Origin of the sequence: Halomonas sp. H2 (assembly GCF_050215315.1) — a bacterium.
Classification (GTDB): Bacteria; Pseudomonadota; Gammaproteobacteria; order Pseudomonadales; family Halomonadaceae; genus Vreelandella.
In genome coordinates this window covers 2,358,824-2,379,260 of the sequence record NZ_CP189760.1, presented here as the reverse complement: position 1 = coordinate 2,379,260, position 20,437 = coordinate 2,358,824, and the positions used below count along the sequence as shown (strand labels likewise).

The following is a 20,437-nucleotide window of genomic DNA, read 5'->3' as shown; positions in this document are numbered from 1 at the left end:
ATACGTTGAGTTTATCCTGAGCGCTTACTAGTGATCGATATGCTGATATTCACCGGCATCGGCAGTCATACTGCTCACCGCCAGGATGGCGATGAAAGAAGCGATGAAGCCAGGAATGATCTCGTAAACACCGGGGCCACCCATAAACTCTCCATTCCAGCCCAGTGCGATCCAGATCATAACGGTGAGCGCGCCCACCACCATGCCTGCGATTGCACCAGCGCCGTTTGTGCGCGACCACATCAGCGACAAGATAATCACCGGGCCGAACGCCGCACCAAAGCCTGCCCAAGCGTTGCTGACCAGCCCCAGTACCTGCGAGTTAGGATCAGACGCAATCACCGCGGCAACCAAGCCAACCAGGATGACACTAATCCGGCCTACGCCGACAGTCTCTTTTTCCGACGCTTCTTTACGCAGGAACAGGCGGTAGAAGTCCTCGGTCAGTGATGAGGATGCCACCAAGAGCTGACTGGAAATGGTACTCATCACCGCAGCAAGCAGTGCCGCATAGAGGAAACCGGTGACCAGCGGATGGAACAGTAGATCCGCCAGGATAATAAAGATCGTTTCCGGATCCTCAATATTCATACCATTACGAACCGCATAGGCCCGACCAAAAATACCCAGTGAAACTGCACCGATCAGTGAAATGGCCATCCAGCTCATACCAATATTACGGGCAATAGGCACATCTTTAAGCGTGCGGATGGCCATGAAGCGAACGATGATGTGTGGCTGACCGAAATAACCCAGCCCCCAGGTCACCGCAGACAGCCAACCAATGAAGGTCAAGCCATCTGTCCACGATAGCAATGTGGGGTCGACTTCGTTCAAGGTCTGTGAGGCCTGACCGAAACCGCCGCCGCCTTCACCAAACAGCACCACTGCGGGCATGATTACCAGAGCTAGCATCATGATGCAGCCTTGCACGAAGTCCGTCATGCTCACCGCCAGGAAACCACCAACAACGGTATAGACAAGTACTACGCCCAAGGTAATGATGATGCCCGTTGTATAATCGCTCAGGCCACCAATGCTAATAACACCGGAGAACGCGCTTTCGAACAATTTACCGCCGGCCACCAGGCCTGAGGCCGTGTAAACCGAGAAGAAGACGACGATAACGATAGCCGATACCGTTCTCAGCGACATTGCCCGAGTCGGGAACCGGTTGGCCAAGAAGGCGGGAATGGTTATCGCATTACCATAGTGAACCGTCTGTTCACGCAGGCGTGGTGCGACTAGCAGCCAGTTGAAGAAGGCACCCACGAACAGGCCGATACCGATCCAGGCCGAGCCCAAGCCTGAGACGAACATCGCCCCGGGCAAACCCAGCAGTAACCAGCCGCTCATATCTGAAGCGCCGGCTGAGAGGGCTGCCACTTTGGGGCTTAGGGTACGTCCACCCAACATGTAATCTTCGGATGTGGACGTGGATGTGCGCATGGCATAAAGGCCGATAGCGATCATGAGCGCAAAGTAAGCAAAAAGACTGATCCAAACACCGATAGCCATAAAAACGTCTCCAATTCATCAGGCCGGAGCTAGCTCCGGCAGGTTTGTGTGCTTACCGAGAATAGCCTGGTAGTAGCACCGTCTTGTTGTTGTTAATCCCTGTTGTTATTCCCGTTACGGTTCCCGTTGAGCGCCCGCCAGCAATAGAGTTAGAGAAATGGTTTGCCCGCTTGGGCGCAATGATCCCGCTATTATTTTCGACCATGAGATGGTTTCCTGTTTATGCGTTCAGGTTAGTAATGCCGATGAGCGATTCACTCATCGCCTAGCGCCAATAGTGACGCGTTCCCGCCTAGAGCAGCGGTGTTATTGGTAATGGTTTTCTCGGTCACAAAGCGCTGCAGGTAGTGAGGGCCTCCGGCCTTTGGCCCGGTGCCGGAAAGCCCTTGGCCACCAAACGGCTGTACGCCAACCACAGCGCCGATGATGTTTCGGTTGATGTAAACATTGCCGACGCGCATTTTCTGCGCTATTTCCGCGGCAAACGATTCATTACGGCTGTGCACGCCAAACGTCAGGCCATAGTTGCGGCCATTGATGTCGTTGATGACTTTACCCAGCTCGCTGGCTTTGTAGCGCACGATATGCAGCACAGGACCGAACTGCTCGCGGGTCAGCGCATCAATGCTATCAATAGTGAACGCGACAGGCGCAATGAAGGTGCCATCCTGGGTATATTCAGCGGCCATCGGTGTTTCTGCGACTAAACGATTCTCAGCCTTCAGTTTTTCGATGTGCTCAAGCAGGCCTTTGCGGGCGTCTTCGTCAATGACTGGGCCTACATCGGTACCTAAATCGCGGGGGTCGCCAATGCGCAACTCGTTCATGGCGCCCTTAAGAATTTCAATTACCCGGTCGGCCACGTCGTCTTGCAGATACAGGACGCGCAGTGCCGAGCAGCGCTGCCCGGCGCTCTGGAAGGCGGACTGAATGACATCTACCACAACCTGCTCGGGTAGGGCGGTTGAGTCAACGATCATGGCGTTCATGCCGCCGGTTTCAGCAATCAGAGTAGGCAGCGGGGCGTTTTCCCGTGCCGCCAGGGCGCGGTTGATAATTTGCGCGGTGTCGGTGCCACCGGTAAAGACTACCCCGGTAATCCGCGGGTCGGAAGTCAACACGCTGCCAACCGTGGGGCCGTCGCCGGGTAGCAACTGAACAACATCGCGGGGCATACCCGCCTCGTAAAGCAGTTCAATTACGCGGTGCGCTACAATCGAGGTCTGTTCTGCCGGTTTGGCTAGTACGGTATTGCCGGCTACCGCCGACGCGACCACCTGGCCGCAGAAAATAGCCACTGGGAAGTTCCAAGGACTGATTGCTGCGAATACGCCTTTGCCACCCATTATGAGGCGGTTGGATTCACCGGTAGGGCCAGGCAATACAATCGCTTCACCAAAGTCTTCCTCTGCGCGCATGGCGTAAAAGCGGCAGAAGTCGACGGCTTCTTTGATCTCATCGACGCCATCGGTGAGCAGTTTGCCACCTTCACGCGAGCATAATGCCATTAGCTCTGGCATATGCGCTTCCATCAAATCGCCCAGGCGACGCACGATAGCCGCGCGTTCGGCTACGGGGGTGGCATCCCAACGGGGGAACGCAGCCCAGGCGGCATCCAGCGCCTTGGTGGCTTGTTCTTTGCTGGTCCACTGTACGCTGCCCACACTTTGGCGGCGGTCAAACGGGCTGGTCACGCGATGGGTATTGGCCGCATCGTCAGTGACATCGAACGCTAGCAGCGGCTTGGCTGGGTACTGCTTGTCCATAAACGCAGCCATTTTCTCCATCAACGGATAGTAGTGGCTGCGAATATTCAGATTTACCCCGCGGGAATTGCGCCGTTTAGGCCCGTAAATATCGTTGGGCAGCGGTATATTCGGATTGGCTAGGCTCTTTTGCTGGCGTAACGTTTCAATGGGGTGTTTACACAGCCATTCGACCGGTACATCGGGGTCGACCAATTGGTGAACGAAAGAGGAGTTGGCACCGTTCTCTAGCAAACGGCGAACCAAATAGGGTAGTAGGTCTTTATGCGCTCCAACCGGGGCATAAATGCGGCAGTAGGTGCCTTTCGGCGCACGTTCAAGGGCGGCATCATAAAGGGCTTCGCCCATGCCGTGCAGGCGTTGAAACTCAAACGGGCGGGTGTCGCGGTTGGCGAACTCTAAGATGGTCGTAATGGTGTGTGCGTTGTGAGTTGCGAACTGGGGGAAAATACGCCCGCGGGTATCGTTTGAGAGTAGGAACTGCGCGCAGGCCAAGTAAGCGACATCGGTGCCCGCTTTGCGGGTAAACACCGGATAACCATCGACCCCCAACTGCTGCGACTCTTTGATTTCGGTATCCCAGTAGGCGCCTTTGACTAAGCGCAGCGGAATCTCGTCACCCTGTTGATCAGCCAATCGATTGATATAGTGAAGTACCGGCAGGGCGCGCTTGGAGTAGGCTTGCACGACTAAACCGAAGTGGCCCCAGCCTTTGGCCGCGTCACTTTCGTAAACGGCGCGGAAGACTTCCAGCGAAATTTCCAGGCGATCAATCTCTTCAGCGTCAATCGTGATGGCCACGTCTAGCGCACGCGCTTTGCTGACTAGCTTGATAACGGTGTCGACCAGCTCAGCCAGCACTTGCTCGCGGCGGCCAAATTCATAGCGGGGGTGTAGTGCAGAGAGTTTGATGGAGACCGACGGAGCTGGGGTTTTAGCGCTTAAGGTTTGACACGTTTTACCCACCTGTTCGATGGCGCGGACGTAGTCATCAAAATAGCGCTTCGCATCGTCGCGGGTACGCGCGGCTTCACCGAGCATATCGTAAGAGTAGGTGTAGCCTTTATTGAACAGTGGCTTGGAGCGTTTCAGGGCTTCGTTAATGTCGCGCCCCAGCACAAACTGCTTACCCATGATCTTCATTGCTTCGTACATGGCGCGGCGAATTACCGGCTCGCCCATACGATTGACCATGCGGTTGATGAAGTTGGCGGGCTGGCCCTCTTTGGGGTGGTCCATTTTCAGCACGCGGCCGGTCATCAATAAGCCCCAGGTAGAGGCGTTGACCATCCACGAATCACTTTTGCCCACGTGGGCTTGCCAGTCGGCGGGGCCGAGTTTGTCGTCAATCAGGGCGTCGGCGGTGGCTTTATCCGGTATGCGCAGCATGGCTTCCGCCAGGCACATCAGCATCAGCCCTTCGTGGGTGTCCAGGCTGTATTGCTGGAGCAGCTCGTCGATGGTGTCGACGGCGGTATCCATTTTACGCACATCTTCAACCAGCGCGGCTGTGTTGGCTTCAATGCGGGCAAAGTCATCGCGGTCAGCGTCCAGCACCTTGATCAATTCGCTGACATAGGCGCTTTCATCCACTAAATAGTGGTCACTAACGCGCGTCAAGAGAGTCTCAAGGTCAGTTTGCCAGATGGCTGGGTCACGAATTTTATTGGCATCGAGCATTGAAGCCCCCGATAGTCTGAATAGTACGAATGGGTAACAGGGCGTTACGCCCAAGCTAATCAGCGAATGTAGAGCGCGGCCAACCCAGATGTATGCTGGTTTCAAGGCTAAACGTGTCAATTCCCCGGCAAGAGCAGTATCTTTACGACTTTAGTAGAGTTTTTGCTGGCCTGCTAGTGACCCTAAAGTAGCGCTAGTGGCACTCAATGCGACCGGTGCTCCAACACCTTGACGCAGTTTGCGCGGCGATAAGCCGTAGCTGCGGCGAAAAGCATGGGAGAGTGCGCTTTGATTGGCAAAACCCGTTTGCAGCGCGATATCGGTGAGCGGCAGTCGGCTTTGCAGCACCAACTGGCGCGCCGCGTGAAGCCGCTGGCTTTTAACGTACTGCCAGGGAGAAAGCCCTGTTTGCGCACGGAAGCAGTCGGAGAAATGCGCTTCACTTAAGCAGGCGAGTCGCGCTAAATCGGCAACGCGTAGGTCATCGGCAAGATGCTGGTGGATAAAGCGGTTGATTCGCGTTAAGTCCAGGCGCCGCTGGCTGGCGTCGGTGGCTGTGCCTAACCGGGCTTTAAGAGACCCCAACAGTGTGGCGGCCAAGCGGTCTTGCTGAAAGGAGTTGGTGACGGCATCAAACCCTTGAGCAAGTTCACTTTCCATAAACGCTAAGTAGTGACGCAGGGCGTTATCCAGGCCAAAAAAACGCGGCGCGTCAAACAGCGCTACTAATTCGTGGTTTTCACCGGTTAATGCTGGGGCATCTTCAGGCAGGTCGAAAATTAGTTGTCGGTTATGACCATTGCCCGAGTAGTAGTGCTCATGATTAGCGGGCACGATACAGCCTGAAAACGCATTAACGCGCCCACCCAGCCCTTCGATTTCGAATTCTGATGAACCACATAACGTGATCACAATTTGATGAAAATCATGGGTGTGGTGGTGCGTAGCACTGGCGAGTGGAATTTGTCGAATGGTGCTGGTCATGCAGGTCTCCTAAGCCGTTACTGCTGGCGGAGGGCAGTATGGGCGGACAAATGGTCGCGAAGGGCCTTAAGTTCTGCGTGACCCTCCTGATTAAGCAGCGGTTTGCCTTGAGCTACCATCCAGCGTCGGCCGTGTTGCTCCATTAGATGCGCAGCACGCCGCCTAATGCTATCCAGGTACTCATTGTGCCGAATGGGATAGCCAATCATGGCATTCCATTCCGTTTCGCTGACCTGGCTATCCAGTGCTTTATCAAATAGCGCCAGTAAATCGTTGGGTTCAGTGCGGTAGCGCGGGGTGCTTGAGGTCATTAGCACGAGTATTACTGCGCCAATCACTAGCAAGCACACCCCAAAAACTAATAGATACAGCGCCATTCGCAATGCTCCCAGGCGTTAAGAATAAAAATTGCTCATAAATTATACGCTTGACGCCGCTTGGGTCGAAAATTTTACTTTTTTGCGAACTTTTCCTGCACAGCGTGTCTGAGTTAGTACAGCCAACAACGCGATAGCAGTCGCTAAAGTTGTTGTTCTGGCTCTACTGTTTTGATCCCTTGCTTCCGCTACTCCATGAGTAGCGGTTTTTTTTGGCTAATAGTTAACTGTTTGCCGGTATCTAAATAAGCGGCTAATGGCGTCGCATCGCCAGTAGCGCAATTAGGATATCACGTCGCGTCACGATTCCTATCAGCCGCTGCTGTTCCACCACCGGGTAGATTTTAGGTTTAGCGCCAAGCATCTCCTGGGCTAGGTCGGTAATGCTTTTATTAGGAGAGACGCTGAGCACCTCGTGACGCATCATCTCTCTCACCAGTGGCGCTTCGTCATCATGGTAAATACTATCCAACACACGGCCCATGACATCCTGCTCAGAAATAAAGCCGATTAAACGATCGGATGCATCAACCACAGGCGCGCCGGGCAAGCGGTGCAGCGCTAATCCCTTGGCGAGGGTGGTGACTGAAGCGTCGGGCGAGACACGGTAGCAATCACGAGACATGATATCGCGGACGATGTTGGGGGTTGTTCTATTCATCATGGGCATTCCTTACTCATCGTAGTCAGCGCGGTGGCGAACAAGGCGCGATTGAAGCTGCCATCTAATAAGTTGTCTTTGTTGGCGATAAGCTAGAATCGACTCTTTCACTGTAGGTGATTAATGTGACAGATGCTGTCTGTAAGCACTCTTTATTCAACGCTGTAAGTACTGAATCTTCTACTGATTAAATTTTCTAATCCCCGACATTGTTGATATTTTCCACATCAAGGAGCCTTTTATGGATGCACGTGAGTACCTAAACCGTAAAGGGGTGGGCCTTGACCGAGACCCCGATCGCCCGAATACCTTGGAAGAGAAAGCCTGGGAACGCGCGCGAGGCTCTGGTCAGCAGCGGCCTAAATCGGGCACGCCCCACGATTGGGAAGACTGGGAGCGCCACCACGATGATCTTGCTGAAGGGGCGCAAACCCTAGAGCAGAAAATCGATAAAGAGGCTCACCAGCTCGCCCAAGAGCGTGCGGCAAAGGCCGCCGCTAAGCCAGCGTCGAGTAGTACGGTGGAGTACTTTACTCCACCGTCCAAAGCTGCGACTGCCCCAGCGCCTGGTCAGACCACGCCGCCATCCGCGCAGCAAAAGGAACAGCCCATGGCAGAACCCGCGGGGTTAACGTTTGCCTACCTTGCTCTGGCGCTACTCCTGCCCCCGCTAGTGGTGGGCTTAACCGCGGGCGGTAGCCGTCGCGTGGTAATCTCACTGTTGCTAACTGTCGCGGGCTGGCTACCCGGCGCTGTTTATGCGTTTTGGTGGCTGAAACGGCGTTAACCAATGACTGCTAATGACGTTTACTACTTGGCAGTTTCAGCCATTTACGTATAATCCACGTAAACTAAATATTTTATTGAGGTTTACGATGGGTTATTTAATTGGCGTCACGGCGCTATGGGCATTCTCATTTTCATTAATAGGCGTGTATCTGGCGGGGCAGGTCGACAGTTATTTTGCCGTGCTGCTACGAGTAGCGCTTGCGATGCTGGTGTTCTTACCATTTTTGCGACCCAGCTTACTACGCGGTAAACAGCGGCTGGCGTTAATGGCATTGGGCGCCATTCAGTTGGGCGTTATGTACACCTTCTTCTATCAATCCTTTTTACTGCTGTCAGTCCCTGAAGTTCTGCTGTTCACCATCTTTACACCGATCTATATCGCGCTGCTGGATGATCTGCTGTTTGGACGCTTTACGCCGATCTATATTGTCACCGCGCTGTTAGCGGTAGTAGGCGCTGGCGTGATTCGTTATGACGGCGTTGATAGTGGCTTTTGGGCAGGCTTTTTGGTGGTGCAAGGAGCTAACCTTTGCTTCGCCATTGGCCAAGTGGGCTATCGCCGCTTAGTGGCTGATTTACCGCCGACCCTGGCGTGGCACAACGTGTTTGGCTGGTTCTTTATGGGTGCAATGTGTGTGGCTTTGCCCGCGTATTTACTCTTCGGTAATAGCGCTGCACTGCCCACTACTTCAGTGCAGTGGGGCGTACTGGCTTGGTTAGGATTAGTCGCCTCGGGGGTGGGCTATTTCGCATGGAACCAGGGTGCCACCAAAGTGGATGCAGGCACATTAGCGATTATGAACAATGCGTTGGTACCCGCGGGCCTGCTCGTTAATTTAGTGATTTGGAACCGCGATGCGGATATTCCACGGCTTTTGTTAGGGGCGCTTATCATGGCCGCCTCACTGTGGTTAAACCACTGGTGGTGCCAGCGTCGTCAGGTCGTCGCTAGCTAAGTCTATTTGCCCGATACGTAAGGTGTCTCCATAATGGCGGCTTATGTTAGCGAGAGTCGGCCAATGAGCAACACCTCACCATCAAGTGCTATGTCGTCTACCTTAGAGCGGCCAAGCAGACCCTTTAAAACCATCGGGCTGATTGGTCGGCTGGGTAGTGACAAAGTGGTCGACTCCCTTAAGCGGCTTGTCACTTACCTTGTTGCTCATGAGTACAGCGTGTTGGTGGAGGATCGCACGGCCACCGCGTTACCTCAGCATGGCCAGCCGGAAGCCAGCCGTCGCATGCTGGGAGAGCTGTGCGATCTGGTGATTGTTGTTGGCGGTGATGGCAGTTTGCTGGGCGCCGCGCGTACGCTATGCCGCAGCGGCACGTTGATTTTAGGCGTTAATCGGGGCCGCCTTGGGTTTCTCACGGATATTTCCCCAGATGAGCTGGAAACCCGTGTGGGCGAAGTGCTGGCCGGGGAGTATGAGATTGAGCAGCGTTTCCTACTCGATGTGGTGCTTTACCGTAATGGCGTTGCCGTTGGTAATGGCGAAGCCTTAAATGAAGTGGTGCTGCACCCCGGCAAAGCGGTGCGCATGATCGAGTTTGAACTGTTTATTGACGGCCAGTTTGTCTACAGCCAGCGTAGCGATGGTTTAATTGTTGCCACTCCCACTGGCTCTACGGCTTATGCGCTTTCTGGCGGCGGGCCGATTATGCACCCCAAGCTCGATGTGGTAACGCTGGTGCCGATGTTTCCCCATACACTCTCAAGTCGCCCGATTGTGATTGATTCCGCTAGCGAGATTCGCATCCATATTGGCGAAACCAATCATACCTACCCGCATATTAGTTGCGATGGGCAAACCCGCGCAGTGGCTAAGCCGAATGATGTTCTGGTGATTACCCGCAAACCTGAACGCGTTCAGCTAGTACATCCTATCGGACATAATTTCTACGAAGTGCTACGTAGCAAATTAGGCTGGAGCCATCGGCTGGGGGATTAAGTATGGAGGGCTATGACCTAATAGGCGATGTCCACGGCTGCGGTGCAACGCTTGCCGCGCTACTCGAAAAATTGGGCTATCACCAGCGCAGCGGCGTTTACCGTCATCCTCGTCGCAAAGTCATTTTCCTCGGTGACCTAATTGATCGTGGGCCACGCATCCGCTTAGCGGTGACTATCGCCCGCCGCATGGTGGAGCAGGGCGAAGCGTATATCGTTATGGGCAATCACGAGTATAACGCCTTGGCGTATACCCACCCCGGGCCTGCAGGCAGCCACAAGCGTTGGCTGCGAGAGCATACTCCCCGGCATAATCGCATTATCCAAGACACCCTAGAGCAGTATCGCGACTACACCAACGAATGGGACGATACATTGGCGTGGTTTAAAACCATACCGCTCTGTTTAGAAATTGATGGTATACGCGTCGTACACGCTTGCTGGGACGCTCAGTTAATTGAAGAGCTCAAGCAGCGTCGCCCCGATGGCTGCATGGACACGCAGTTTCTGATTGAATCCACCGATCCAGCCACCCAGGCGTTTCGGATTTTAGATCGTCTCACCCGCGGCCCGCATGTCTCACTACCTGAAGGCATTGCGATACACTCCGGCGATGGCTTTACGCGAAAAAGTTTTCGCGCTCACTTTTGGGCCCAGGCGCCAAAACAGTGGGGCGATGTGGTCTTCCAGCCGGATAACTTGCCCGGCGATCTTGAAACCCGGGAACTATCCACCAAAGACCATCAGCAGTTGAGTTATTATGGGCCAGAACAGCCGCCGCTGTTTATCGGCCACTACTGGTGCGAAGGAATTCCAGCACTTCCGGCCAGTAATATCGCCTGTTTAGACTATAGCGCGGTTAAATATGGTCGTTTAGTCGCCTACCGCTGGAGTGGTGAGACGGTGTTGAACGCCGATCATTTTGTCTGGATTAAGGTACCGAAAGAGGAGCGGGCGCTGCCCAAACCCTGGGAAATCGATTTCGATTGACAATTACTTTTAAAAAATTACATAACGTTACATATTTTTTGCAAAACGGCTGAACTAACCCTGCTGTCGGCTATCAGAGTAAGTGTTCCCTTGAATGATCCCTTGCTTTTATTTTCCGGCGGTTTCCACCGCCGGTTTTTTTTGCCTGTTTGTTGGCCGCCGAGAGCGCACATAATAGCTACCCGCTGCGGCACAGCGTGCCGCTAGCGCATTGATTAGAGGGATGTTATGCATCCAGTGATGCTTTTGCCCGATCACGCGGATACGAACGAACTGCGCCAAGCGCTTTGGCGTCACCGTATTGGTCACCGCATTACCGATGAGGCCGATGGTCAACTGCTATGGATCGCCGACCCACGCCAGCACGCTGAACTAAACGCGCTGGTGGAGCGTTGGAAGCGTGGAGAGCCTCTCGTCGTCCCACAGTCCACTAAGCGTTCACCCACCCTGACCACTTCCTTGGCGTCACTTCGTCAGGTGCCCATCACTGCGTTGATGATTGTGATTAGCCTGATCGTCTTTGCTCTCATCGGCGTATTTGGCGACCAACTGATCGTCACGTTGACCATCGTGCCCATCGGTATTTCAGGTGGTGAGCTGGTGTTCGGTAATCTGATGAAAACGCTTACCTCAGGGCAAGTATGGCGCTTGCTATCGCCTGCTTTCCTACACTTTGGCTGGATGCATTTAATCTTTAACCTGATGTGGGTGTGGTATTTCGGCCGTCAGATAGAGTCGCTGCAGGGCAGCCGAACCATGCTACTGCTGCTGGTCGTGGCGGGTATCAGTGCCAATGCGGCGCAGTACATAACCGGCACCGTACTGTTTGGTGGTATGTCCGGGGTGGTTTACGCCTTGCTGGCGCACGTTTGGTTAATGTCGCGGCGAGTACCGCAAAGTGGCTTTTTTGTCCCCCAGATGTTGGTGGTATTTATGCTCGGGTGGATGGTGTTCACCATGACAGATATGGCTGGCAGTGTTGGTTTTGGCAATGTAGCCAACGAGGCACATCTAGGTGGGCTACTCGTTGGGCTGGTCACAGGCTGGTATTATTCATCCCGCCGTTTGAAAAATCGTTAAGAGGCCTGCAATGAGCGAAATGACGTTCGAGAAAATGATTAACCAGATGACTCCGGCGATTTATGAAAGCCTTAAACAGGCAGTATCGCTGCGCAAATGGCCCGATGGGCGCCGCTTAACGCCAGAGCAGACGGAACTCTGTTTGGAAGCCGTTATGCGTTATGAAGCTGAGAACAACGTGCCGGAAGAGAACCGCGTTGGGTATCTTGAGCAGCGCACCTGCGGAGCAACAGCCAGTGGCGCCAACGTAACACCCGAAATGGCCGGCCTGGCTCGGGATGCCACGCGTGATTGAAGCGGCAGTACAAGGGTGTTTAAGCAAAATGGCGGCTGTATTACCTAGCCGCCAAGAAGAGCAGGTGGCCTACCATTTGCGCGCCGGTGAACACCGCGTTGGGCTTAATGAGCGTATCGGCGAGCCGCTCAGTTTGCGCTGGACCGGCGCGATTGCCTGTACCCACTGTGGTCGAGCGACCAAAAAAAGTTTTGCTCAAGGTCACTGCTATCCCTGCTTTAAGCGGTTGGCGCAGTGCGATACCTGCATCATGAAACCGGAAACCTGTCACTACTTTCAGGGTACTTGCCGTGAGCCGGAGTGGGGCGAGCGGCACTGCTTCCAGCCGCATATCGTCTATTTGGCTAACTCATCGGGGCTCAAAGTCGGCATTACCCGCAAAACCCAAATGCCTACCCGCTGGTTGGATCAAGGCGCGATTCAGGCGCTACCAATCTTAGAGGTCGATACGCGACAGCAGTCCGGGTTTGTCGAAATGCTGTTTAAACAGCAGGTGGCAGACCGCACCAACTGGCGTGCGATGCTAAAAGGGGACGTCGAGGTAATGGACTTATGCGCCGAGCGTGACCGTTTGCTGAGCCTGCTAGGCGATGGGTTGAACCAACTGCGTGAGACCCATGGGGCGGATGCGATTCGCACGCTGGAACAACCAGCCCAGCATTTTCACTATCCGGTTAGCGTCTTCCCGAAGAAAGTAGTATCGCACAACTTCGATAAGCAGCCGCTGGTGGAGGGCGTGTTACAAGGCGTTAAGGGGCAGTATTTGCTACTCGATAGCGGGGTAATTAACCTTCGCAAATTCACAGGTTACGAGATACAAGTGAGTTAAGCGGCTAGCCAGATGAGGGTGTTTTGACTAAGGTTAGGATTTGAATGATCCCGCCTTATGCAACGCAAGGAAGCCCTGATGCCATGGCTTAAACTGCTTCACATTGCCGCGCTAGTAATCTGGTGCGGCTCGCTGCTTTATATGCCTGCTTTGTTGAGTCAGGCGCTTCAGCTACGTAAAGATTCTGGCTTTGCCCAGGGCACGCCGCCCATGCCACGATTTTTTTATAACTCCATCGCGACCCCTGCCGCGTTAGTGGCAATCGCTTCGGGCACGCTGCTGTTTCTGATCCATGGCATATTGGGCGGCTGGCTGATTTTAAAGCTTGTGGCTGTGGTTGCCATGGTGGCTGCTCACGGCTGTTTTGGTTGGTTAATTTTGCGCCTGGAGATGGGCCATTACCGCTGGGTAAAGCCTGCCAACTGGACGGCACTATGTGTTGCGTTGGCAGGCATATTAAGCGTATTAACCTTCGTGTTAGCCAAACCGCTGGACTGGAGCTAAACCGATGGCTTTAGTCCTCCACCTCGACGCCCACTGCGTGCTCATAGACCAACTGCCCGCCCAGCCAGCCAGCCAAGGCTATCAAGCCTGCCGTCAACAGCGATACCGCCAATCCCCAGGGCAATATCGCGCTGGGGTCATTGAAGCGCAACAGCCAGTTAAGCGATGCCAGCGAGAGCATAACGACGGCCACAATGGCGTGACTCCAGCCGGTAATCAGGCGGCGAATGCGCGGCACGGTGACCAGATCGATAATGCCCGCCATGCTGGCAACCCAGCCGCCAAAAGCGCCGACACCGGCCAGCCACAAACTGGCACGCAGCCAAAACGGATCGCCGCTGAGCAAAAAGCCGATGTCACTTGCTACCAGCGCCATCAGCGCCGCAACGGGAAAGTGAATCATCACGGGATGAAGCGGGTGCCCGGCGAGAGATGCGCGGCTTTTAATCGAGCGTTGACGAGGTTTTGCCATGATCACTTCCTGTGGGCAGAAACAGCAATTCGAGGGATGAGGCTCAGTATTCAACGCTTAACCCAGCGGCGGGTCAACCGACTAAGTGCTTTGCTGGCGATGCTCACTGGGCTACTGCTAACCGGTTGTGCAGGTGATAAATCTATTCTAGACCCAGCAGGCCCAGCCGCGCGAGATGTGGTAATTATTTGGTGGGTGATGCTGGGTTTTGGCAGTGTCGTATTTATTGCGGTCATCACGCTGTGGCTTTACACCTTTAAGCGCAAGCCGGTGACAAGAACCCCAGCCGAGGAGCGCCGAGTAGCACGCCGCTGGATTATCGGTGGCGGCATCATACTGCCGGTGGCGAGTGTTACCGCGCTATTGACCTTCGGCGTACCTACCGGTCAGCGGCTGCTACCGCTGCCGTTGAGCGAGCCACCGGAAGTCATCGAAGTCGTTGGCCATCAGTGGTGGTGGGAAGTGCGCTACCCGGATGCGCACGGCGGCGAGGTAGTGACCTCCAACCAACTGATTATGCCCGCTGGCGAGCCGGTGGATTTTCATGTCACCGGGGCGGATGTTATCCACGCTTTTTGGGTGCCGCGCTTGGGCGGGAAGATCGATATGATCCCCGGGCGTGTTAATAAAATTCGTTTGCAGGCGGATCAACCGGCGGTGTTTGGCGCGCAGTGCGCGGAGTTCTGTGGTGCGCAGCACACTCAAATGCAGCTCTATGTGGAAGCCGTCGAGCGCGATGAGTACGAGGCTTGGTTGGCTGCCCGCCAAGAGGGCCAATTGGCCTCGTTAGCCGTCAATGGTCAACAGCATGAACCTGCCAGGGAGGCATTTATGAGCCATTGCGCAAGCTGCCACCGGGTAGCGGGGCTATCAACTGCTGGAGAAGGGCCGAATCTTTCCGACCTGGGCAGTCGCACTAGCTTGGGGGCAGGCAGTATGGCCATGGAGGAGGGCGCGGTAAGCCACTGGCTGAAGCATCACCAGGTGTTAAAACCGGGCAATAAAATGCCGCCCCACGATGATATTGAATCTGCCACCTTGGAGTCCCTGGGTGTTTGGCTGGAGACCTTGACCCCATGACCACCATTAATCGTGAAGCCACTCCTCAAGGTGATTTACCCGAGAACCCTGATCGTTTGCACAACGATTTGCATGAAATTTGGGGCAACCCGCGTGGTTTGAAAGCACTCACCATTGTTAACCACACCACGCTAGGCCTGCGGTTTATGGTCACCGGGATGGTGTTTTTCTTGATTGGGGGCCTATTGGCCATGTTGGTGCGCACCCAGCTGGCGCTGCCCGATCAAGACTTCATGACCCCCGATATCTATAACCAAGTCACCACCATGCATGGCACGGTGATGATGTTCCTGTTTGCTATCCCGATACTGGAAGGGTTAGCCATTTATATGATTCCCAAGATGGTCGGTGCCCGCGATCTGGTCTGCCCTCGGCTGACCTCGCTGGGTTATTGGTGCTACCTGTTTGGCGGCATCATTTTGACGTTTAGCTTGGTGTTAGAAATGGCGCCTGATAGCGGCTGGTTTATGTACACGCCGCTGAGCAGCAGTGAGTATTCGCCTAATTTAGGCTCTGATTTTTGGCTGTTAGGGATTACCTTTGTTGAGATTTCGGCGCTCTCTGCCGGGGTCGAAATTGTCGTCTCGATACTGCGCACCCGGACCCAGGGTATGGCACTACATAAGATGCCGCTATTTGCCTGGTATATCCTCGCCATGGCGCTGATGATCGTGGTCGGATTTCCACCGCTGATTTTGGGCAGTATTCTGCTTGAGCTTGAGCGTGCGGTAGGAATGCCGTTTTTTGATGTCGCTGGCGGCGGCGATCCGATCCTTTGGCAGCACCTTTTCTGGCTGTTTGGTCACCCTGAGGTTTACATCATCTTTCTACCCGCGGCGGGGATTGTTTCTACCTTGATCCCGGTCTTCGCGGGACGCCCGATTGTCGGTTACGGTTGGGTGGTGTTTGCGATTATTACCACTGGCTTTATCAGTTTCGGTTTGTGGGTTCACCACATGTTTACCGTGGGGATACCGCAACTGGCCCAAGCGTTCTTCTCCGCGGCGAGCATGCTGGTCGCGGTGCCAACGGCGATTCAGGTATTTGTTTGGCTAGCCACCCTGTGGCTGGGTAAACCTAAAATGAAGCTACCGATGCTGTGGATCGTAGGATTCCTGGTTATTTTTGTATGTGGCGGTTTAACCGGAGTAATGCTGGCGCTGGTGCCGTTTAACTGGCAGGTGCACGATACCCACTTTGTCGTCGCCCACATGCACTACGTGCTAGTAGGCGGGATGTTCTTCCCGCTGATCGCCGGGCTATATTACTGGTTGCCGCTATTCTCCGGGCGTATGCCGTCTGAAACTCTGGGTAAATGGGGGTTTTGGCTGACGTTTTGCGGCTTTAATACCACTTTCTTGATTATGCACTGGACGGGTCTGTTGGGCATGCCGCGGCGGGTATACTCCTACGATGCGGGCATGGGCTGGGATATCTTCAATCTCATATCGTCAGTGGGTAGCTTTGTAATGTCGGCGGGTATTGCCATGGTGCTGCTGGATATCGCGCTGCACTTCCGTTTTGGTAAACCTGCCAAGCATAACCCCTGGAACGCCGACACGCTGGAGTGGGCCAATAGCATGCCGCCCAGTGCCTATAACTTTGTTAGCCTGCCAAAAGTCGATACCCGTCATCCGCTCTGGGATGATCCGGACTTGCCGCGCACGATGGCCGAAGGCAAGCATAGCTTGGCGGTGGCGACTCACGGCCGGCGTGAAATGTGGGGCACCGACCCCATCACCGGTAAAGTGCGCGAAATCATTCACCTTCCGGGTAACTCATGGTGGCCACTGTTTGCGGCCATGGCGCTGGCGGTCGTATGTATTAGTTTACTGACGCGGCTTTATCTCTTGGCGGGTATCGCCGTAGTTGTAGCGGTAGTATTTCTGCTGCGCTGGTCGTGGGAGAACGGGGCGCATCCTAAAGCGGCCCCGGATGCACATGTGGCGCTTGGTGATCCGCCGCTGCATTCGCGCACCATGGATGGCCCTGGCCTGTGGGCTATGTCGATGACGCTAGTCGCTAATGGTTCGCTTTTTCTCGCGTATCTGTTTGGCTGGTTTTACCTGTGGACGGTCTCGCCTGAATGGCGTATGCCCGAGACCTCACCGCTCTCCTTGGTGGGGCTGGCCGTTGCCGGAGTGGTGCTAACTGCTGGCGCGGGAATCCTCGAAAAACTGGTGCGCGGCTTACGCCAGCAGCGCGATGCAGGATTGGCGCTGGGGATGTTTAGCATAAGCGCTTTAGGCTTTGTGCAGGTAGCGCTCACGCTATGGGTACTGTTGAGCGCAGACCTGGCGGTTACCGAGACCTCCCATGATGCAATTATTATGGTGGGGCTGGTGTATGCGCTGCTGCATGGTGGCTTAGGCGCCATTCTTACCTTGCTACAGGGTCTACGTGTTGGTTACGGCTATGTGGGCGCCCATGCGCCGTTTGAACCTGCCGTGGTTGTCCAGCTGTGGCGTTATAACGTCGTCACATTCTGGATCATTGTGGGCGCGCTTGCCGTGCTGCCCCGCGTGATAGGGAGCTAAGCTGATGGCTACTTCGATGCAGCGTCTACACCTTACTCATCCATTGCATTTCGTGATTGGCTTAACGCTCTGGTGTATCTGGTTTGTGGCTGTTTACGGGGGGCATGCAGTGGCATGTTCAGTAGCGCCGCCAGCGCCTGAACAGGGCGTGTTTACGCTGGTTAATGGGATGCTTTTGCTCGTCAGTCTGGCAGCAATCGCTCTATTAGCGGCGCTGACACTGGGCTGTTATCGCATGGCCCATCGGCATGTCGGGCGACTGCGCTTTAATGCGGCAGTTTCTGCCGGGCTGTATCTCTTCTCTACCTTAGGCGTTATGTTTGCCGCAATGCCGATTCTCGGCATTCCGCCTTGTCTGTGAGCCGTACAGCGCAAGCGGATACCGAGCAGCTTTATACCCTCCATGGCATGTGGTGCACCAGTTGCGCCCTGGCCGTGGAGGGCTCTATCAAACGTCATGATGGCGTGCGTGACGTTAGCGTGCACTACCCCAGCGCCACACTCTGTATCAGCGGCACGCCTGCTGCGACTCAGCTCTCATTTCTCGCGCCTCAAATAAAGCGCCTGGGCTATCGGCTTACCCCACTGGAGCCAATAGCAGGCGCCCATGCGCGCTTAGAAGAGGAGAGCCGCTACCTAACGCTGAGGCTGCTGGTGGGATCGCTGTTCGGTATGTGGACCATGCTCGCCTCACTATTGATCTATGCCGGTGCCTTGCCCAGTGAGCCGCCCAATGAGCAGGTTGAGCTAGTGGTTGCTTGGGTCTCGGGGGCTTTTTCACTTCCCGTGGTACTGTTCGCGGGCGTGCCTTTTTACCGTGCAGGATGGCGCACGCTGCTTGCCAAACGCCCCGGTATGGATGTGCTCGTCAGCCTTGGGGTGTTGAGTGCCGTGCTCGTCTCAATATGGCTGCTGTGGCGCGGTTCTGCCGAGGTGTATTTCGATACAGCGGTGATGCTGATTGTCCTGCTGCTAGTCGGACGGCTAGTGGAAACGTTGTGCCGCCATCGAGGGCTAAAAGCGCTGGATGCACTGGCGCTGCCCAAGGTAACTATTAACGCTTGGCAAAATGAAGCCTGGCTAGCGCTTCCTGACGACAAGGTGGTGGCGGGTATGCGCGTTGAGCTCGCACCCGGTGAGCTGGTGGCGCTTGATGGCACTCTTGAAGCGCCTGGTTGGATAGACACCGCCTCCCTGACCGGCGAAAGCCTGCCGCGCTACTTCAGTGCCGGCCAAAGGGTTTACGCAGGCTGCCGCTACCTGGGCGCTACGCCTTTAGTTATGCAGGTAAGCGCTGGGGTAGGTAAGCGGCGGCTAGATCGACTGTGTGATGAAATGCGCCGCTATCAGGCCAAAAAAGGCGAATTGCAGAAGCTTGCTGACCGCTTTGCCGCCTGGCTAAGCCCGCTCGCGCTATTACTCGCGTTACTGATACTCCCCGCTGCATTGCTATTAGGTTTGGGCTGGGAGGAGGCGATTGTGCGCGCGCTTTCGGTGCTGGTGGTCGCTTGCCCTTGCGCTGTGGGGCTTGCGGTGCCGCTGGCAAGTCTGGCGGGTAGCGGACAAGCCATGCAGCAAGGTATTGCGCTGCGTGATCCCGCCGCCCTCGAAACCTTGGCGCGTATTCGCTCGGTCGCATTTGATAAAACCGGCACCTTAACAACCGGTACTCACTCAGTGCTGCACTGGCAGGCGCGGGAAGGCGTTGAGAAAAATACGTTGCAGCGCAAGCTTAGCGCTGCCGTTGCGGGAAGCGAACACCCGTTGGCGCAAGCGTTGGGGCGCTGGTCGACCAACCAGCATGGCCAGCGCACTGAGCAATGCTTGGAAGTAAGCGAATCCCCAGGGGAGGGGCGCCGTGTGCAACTAAGCAATGGTGAACGGGTGATGGTAGGTAGTGCCCACTGGCTTACTCGTCAGCACATCGTGCTTCCTTCCCAGGCGGAGGACCCAACGCTCGCCTTTGCTTCTCAAGTAATGGTGGCCGATGACGAAGGTTGGCTAGCCACGCTCTATCTTACCGATCAACCGGTGGGCGACGCTGCAAAAAGCGTGAAATGGCTGCTTGCTGCAGGTTATGTAGTGGCAATGATCAGCGGTGACCGACAGGGCGCGGTGAGTGGGTTAGGTGAGCGTGTTGGGCTTGCGCGAGAGGCCTGCTATGCACAGCGATCACCCGAAGCCAAAGCGCGGCTATTGCAGGCGCTACCATCGCCAACGCTCTACGTGGGTGATGGCTTGAACGATACCTTGAGCTTAGCCGCGGCCGATGTGGGTATTGCTCCGCTAAGTGCCAGCGAGGCCGCCCAGGAAGGCGCTTCCGCACAGCTAATGACACCTGGAATTGGCGGGGTCGTGAAACTACTCCGTATCGCCAAGCGCACCCGGCGCATCATGGTTCAAAACCTATGCTTTTCAGCACTCTATAACACCGTAGCACTAGGTTTGGTGGTGCTCATGGCAATACCACCTTTGGTGGCAGTACTCGCCATGGTGGCAAGTTCGTTAAGCGTCACACTGAATGCCGCGCGGCTAGCATGGGCAGAACCAGAATCAGAGCCAGAACCAGAATCAGAGCCAGAAGAAAAGGACTAAACAGCATAGCCGAGCGTTTGCTTGAGGCGCTCTGCATTCATTGCCACCCAGCGTGGGTTTATCGCACCCCAATCGCGTATTTGGTAGCGGCCAATGTTATGGCGCTCGCCGTCATCTTTCATGAATACACATTCGATATCTAACTCGGCAAGTGACGTAATCGTATCTTGTGCGGTGCGCCGTGGCATGCCGGTGGTTTCGATTAATGCAGGCACGCTGGCAACGCCCTGGTCGATCAAATAGGCAACATACAAGCGTCGGTAAAAGCTTGACTTGGTTTTGCTAAGAGCGGGCATTTGTCTTCCTTTGCAGCAAATTAAATTACGACG

At 55.1% G+C, this 20,437-nt stretch carries 19 protein-coding genes; 12 read left to right on the top strand and 7 right to left on the bottom strand.

The window, feature by feature from the left end; translation table 11 throughout:
* Positions 1–27: 27 nt before the first annotated feature.
* From putP to ACQE2I_RS11060, 5 genes are all read right to left on the bottom strand, one after another.
* Entirely contained in the window at positions 28–1,518 is a 1,491-nt protein-coding gene (gene putP / locus ACQE2I_RS11080; protein ID WP_427028165.1) for a sodium/proline symporter PutP, read from the bottom strand.
* Between the two features lie 254 nt (positions 1,519–1,772).
* Complete coding sequence (putA, locus tag ACQE2I_RS11075; protein ID WP_427028164.1) at positions 1,773–4,964, bottom strand: bifunctional proline dehydrogenase/L-glutamate gamma-semialdehyde dehydrogenase PutA; 3,192 nt, start codon at positions 4,962–4,964, stop codon at positions 1,773–1,775.
* Between the two features lie 150 nt (positions 4,965–5,114).
* Complete coding sequence (locus ACQE2I_RS11070) at positions 5,115–5,948, bottom strand: helix-turn-helix domain-containing protein (RefSeq protein WP_427028163.1); 834 nt, start codon at positions 5,946–5,948, stop codon at positions 5,115–5,117.
* A 17-nt stretch (positions 5,949–5,965) separates the two neighbouring features.
* Positions 5,966–6,325 carry a hypothetical protein gene (locus tag ACQE2I_RS11065; RefSeq protein ID WP_427028162.1) on the bottom strand — a complete coding sequence of 120 codons (360 nt, stop codon included), beginning with the start codon at positions 6,323–6,325 and terminating at the stop codon, positions 5,966–5,968.
* A gap of 253 nt (positions 6,326–6,578) precedes the next feature.
* Positions 6,579–6,986: a CBS domain-containing protein gene (locus ACQE2I_RS11060; protein ID WP_427031445.1), complete on the bottom strand. Its 408-nt coding sequence runs from the start codon at positions 6,984–6,986 to the stop codon at positions 6,579–6,581.
* Positions 6,987–7,227: 241 nt separating this feature from the next.
* Between ACQE2I_RS11060 and ACQE2I_RS11055 the strand changes: the two genes are divergently transcribed.
* The 8 genes from ACQE2I_RS11055 to ACQE2I_RS11020 all read left to right on the top strand — a co-directional run bounded on the left by ACQE2I_RS11055 (position 7,228) and on the right by ACQE2I_RS11020 (position 13,424).
* Positions 7,228–7,773, top strand: a complete 546-nt coding sequence (locus tag ACQE2I_RS11055) for a YqaE/Pmp3 family membrane protein (protein ID WP_427028161.1) — start codon at positions 7,228–7,230, stop codon at positions 7,771–7,773.
* 88 nt (positions 7,774–7,861) lie between these two features.
* Complete coding sequence (locus tag ACQE2I_RS11050; protein ID WP_427028160.1) at positions 7,862–8,731, top strand: carboxylate/amino acid/amine transporter; 870 nt, start codon at positions 7,862–7,864, stop codon at positions 8,729–8,731.
* 63 nt (positions 8,732–8,794) lie between these two features.
* Positions 8,795–9,727: an NAD(+) kinase gene (locus tag ACQE2I_RS11045; RefSeq protein ID WP_427028159.1), complete on the top strand. Its 933-nt coding sequence runs from the start codon at positions 8,795–8,797 to the stop codon at positions 9,725–9,727.
* 2 nt (positions 9,728–9,729) lie between these two features.
* Positions 9,730–10,716 (top strand): metallophosphoesterase, encoded by a 987-nt coding sequence (locus ACQE2I_RS11040; RefSeq protein WP_427028158.1) that lies wholly within the window; start codon positions 9,730–9,732, stop codon positions 10,714–10,716.
* Between the two features lie 228 nt (positions 10,717–10,944).
* On the top strand, positions 10,945–11,796 hold the full coding sequence (locus tag ACQE2I_RS11035) for a rhomboid family intramembrane serine protease (protein ID WP_427028157.1): 852 nt from the start codon (positions 10,945–10,947) through the stop codon (positions 11,794–11,796).
* A gap of 10 nt (positions 11,797–11,806) precedes the next feature.
* Complete coding sequence (locus ACQE2I_RS11030) at positions 11,807–12,091, top strand: YeaC family protein (RefSeq protein WP_427028156.1); 285 nt, start codon at positions 11,807–11,809, stop codon at positions 12,089–12,091.
* A gap of 28 nt (positions 12,092–12,119) precedes the next feature.
* Positions 12,120–12,920, top strand: a complete 801-nt coding sequence (locus tag ACQE2I_RS11025; protein ID WP_427028155.1) for a DUF2797 domain-containing protein — start codon at positions 12,120–12,122, stop codon at positions 12,918–12,920.
* Between the two features lie 78 nt (positions 12,921–12,998).
* The gene (locus ACQE2I_RS11020; RefSeq protein WP_427028154.1) at positions 12,999–13,424 is read left to right on the top strand and encodes a CopD family protein; all 426 of its coding nucleotides are present in this window, start codon (positions 12,999–13,001) and stop codon (positions 13,422–13,424) included.
* 10 nt (positions 13,425–13,434) lie between these two features.
* Here ACQE2I_RS11020 and ACQE2I_RS11015 read toward each other — a convergent pair whose 3' ends face one another.
* Positions 13,435–13,896, bottom strand: coding sequence for a DUF2231 domain-containing protein (locus ACQE2I_RS11015; RefSeq protein ID WP_427028153.1), 462 nt, complete (start codon positions 13,894–13,896; stop codon positions 13,435–13,437).
* A gap of 36 nt (positions 13,897–13,932) precedes the next feature.
* On the opposite strand from ACQE2I_RS11015, the gene coxB reads away from it, so the two are divergent.
* The 4 genes from coxB to ACQE2I_RS10995 are packed head-to-tail and all read left to right on the top strand — an operon-like array spanning position 13,933 to position 20,108.
* Complete coding sequence (gene coxB / locus ACQE2I_RS11010; RefSeq protein ID WP_427028152.1) at positions 13,933–14,976, top strand: cytochrome c oxidase subunit II; 1,044 nt, start codon at positions 13,933–13,935, stop codon at positions 14,974–14,976.
* Entirely contained in the window at positions 14,973–17,513 is a 2,541-nt protein-coding gene (gene ctaD, locus ACQE2I_RS11005) for a cytochrome c oxidase subunit I (protein ID WP_427028151.1), read from the top strand. The genes coxB and ctaD overlap by 4 nt, the downstream gene beginning before the upstream one ends.
* Positions 17,514–17,517: 4 nt before the next feature.
* On the top strand, positions 17,518–17,874 hold the full coding sequence (locus ACQE2I_RS11000) for a hypothetical protein (RefSeq protein WP_427028150.1): 357 nt from the start codon (positions 17,518–17,520) through the stop codon (positions 17,872–17,874).
* Between the two features lie 47 nt (positions 17,875–17,921).
* Complete coding sequence (locus ACQE2I_RS10995; protein ID WP_427031444.1) at positions 17,922–20,108, top strand: heavy metal translocating P-type ATPase; 2,187 nt, start codon at positions 17,922–17,924, stop codon at positions 20,106–20,108.
* On the opposite strand, the gene ACQE2I_RS10990 is transcribed toward ACQE2I_RS10995, so the two are convergent.
* Entirely contained in the window at positions 20,105–20,404 is a 300-nt protein-coding gene (locus ACQE2I_RS10990; protein ID WP_427028149.1) for a winged helix-turn-helix domain-containing protein, read from the bottom strand. The genes ACQE2I_RS10995 and ACQE2I_RS10990 overlap by 4 nt on opposite strands.
* Positions 20,405–20,437: the final 33 nt, after the last annotated feature.

Bases quoted from the DNA above. Each gene is read 5' to 3' on its own strand.
- putP (WP_427028165.1), bottom strand. From the start codon at position 1,518: ATGGCTATCGGTGTTTGGATCAGTCTTTTTGCTTACTTTGCGCTCATG.
- putA (WP_427028164.1), bottom strand. From the start codon at position 4,964: ATGCTCGATGCCAATAAAATTCGTGACCCAGCCATCTGGCAAACTGAC.
- ACQE2I_RS11070 (WP_427028163.1), bottom strand. From the start codon at position 5,948: ATGACCAGCACCATTCGACAAATTCCACTCGCCAGTGCTACGCACCAC.
- ACQE2I_RS11065 (WP_427028162.1), bottom strand. From the start codon at position 6,325: ATGGCGCTGTATCTATTAGTTTTTGGGGTGTGCTTGCTAGTGATTGGC.
- ACQE2I_RS11060 (WP_427031445.1), bottom strand. From the start codon at position 6,986: ATGAATAGAACAACCCCCAACATCGTCCGCGATATCATGTCTCGTGAT.
- ACQE2I_RS11055 (WP_427028161.1), top strand. From the start codon at position 7,228: ATGGATGCACGTGAGTACCTAAACCGTAAAGGGGTGGGCCTTGACCGA.
- ACQE2I_RS11050 (WP_427028160.1), top strand. From the start codon at position 7,862: ATGGGTTATTTAATTGGCGTCACGGCGCTATGGGCATTCTCATTTTCA.
- ACQE2I_RS11045 (WP_427028159.1), top strand. From the start codon at position 8,795: ATGAGCAACACCTCACCATCAAGTGCTATGTCGTCTACCTTAGAGCGG.
- ACQE2I_RS11040 (WP_427028158.1), top strand. From the start codon at position 9,730: ATGGAGGGCTATGACCTAATAGGCGATGTCCACGGCTGCGGTGCAACG.
- ACQE2I_RS11035 (WP_427028157.1), top strand. From the start codon at position 10,945: ATGCATCCAGTGATGCTTTTGCCCGATCACGCGGATACGAACGAACTG.
- ACQE2I_RS11030 (WP_427028156.1), top strand. From the start codon at position 11,807: ATGAGCGAAATGACGTTCGAGAAAATGATTAACCAGATGACTCCGGCG.
- ACQE2I_RS11025 (WP_427028155.1), top strand. From the start codon at position 12,120: ATGGCGGCTGTATTACCTAGCCGCCAAGAAGAGCAGGTGGCCTACCAT.
- ACQE2I_RS11020 (WP_427028154.1), top strand. From the start codon at position 12,999: ATGCCATGGCTTAAACTGCTTCACATTGCCGCGCTAGTAATCTGGTGC.
- ACQE2I_RS11015 (WP_427028153.1), bottom strand. From the start codon at position 13,896: ATGGCAAAACCTCGTCAACGCTCGATTAAAAGCCGCGCATCTCTCGCC.
- coxB (WP_427028152.1), top strand. From the start codon at position 13,933: ATGAGGCTCAGTATTCAACGCTTAACCCAGCGGCGGGTCAACCGACTA.
- ctaD (WP_427028151.1), top strand. From the start codon at position 14,973: ATGACCACCATTAATCGTGAAGCCACTCCTCAAGGTGATTTACCCGAG.
- ACQE2I_RS11000 (WP_427028150.1), top strand. From the start codon at position 17,518: ATGGCTACTTCGATGCAGCGTCTACACCTTACTCATCCATTGCATTTC.
- ACQE2I_RS10995 (WP_427031444.1), top strand. From the start codon at position 17,922: ATGTGGTGCACCAGTTGCGCCCTGGCCGTGGAGGGCTCTATCAAACGT.
- ACQE2I_RS10990 (WP_427028149.1), bottom strand. From the start codon at position 20,404: ATGCCCGCTCTTAGCAAAACCAAGTCAAGCTTTTACCGACGCTTGTAT.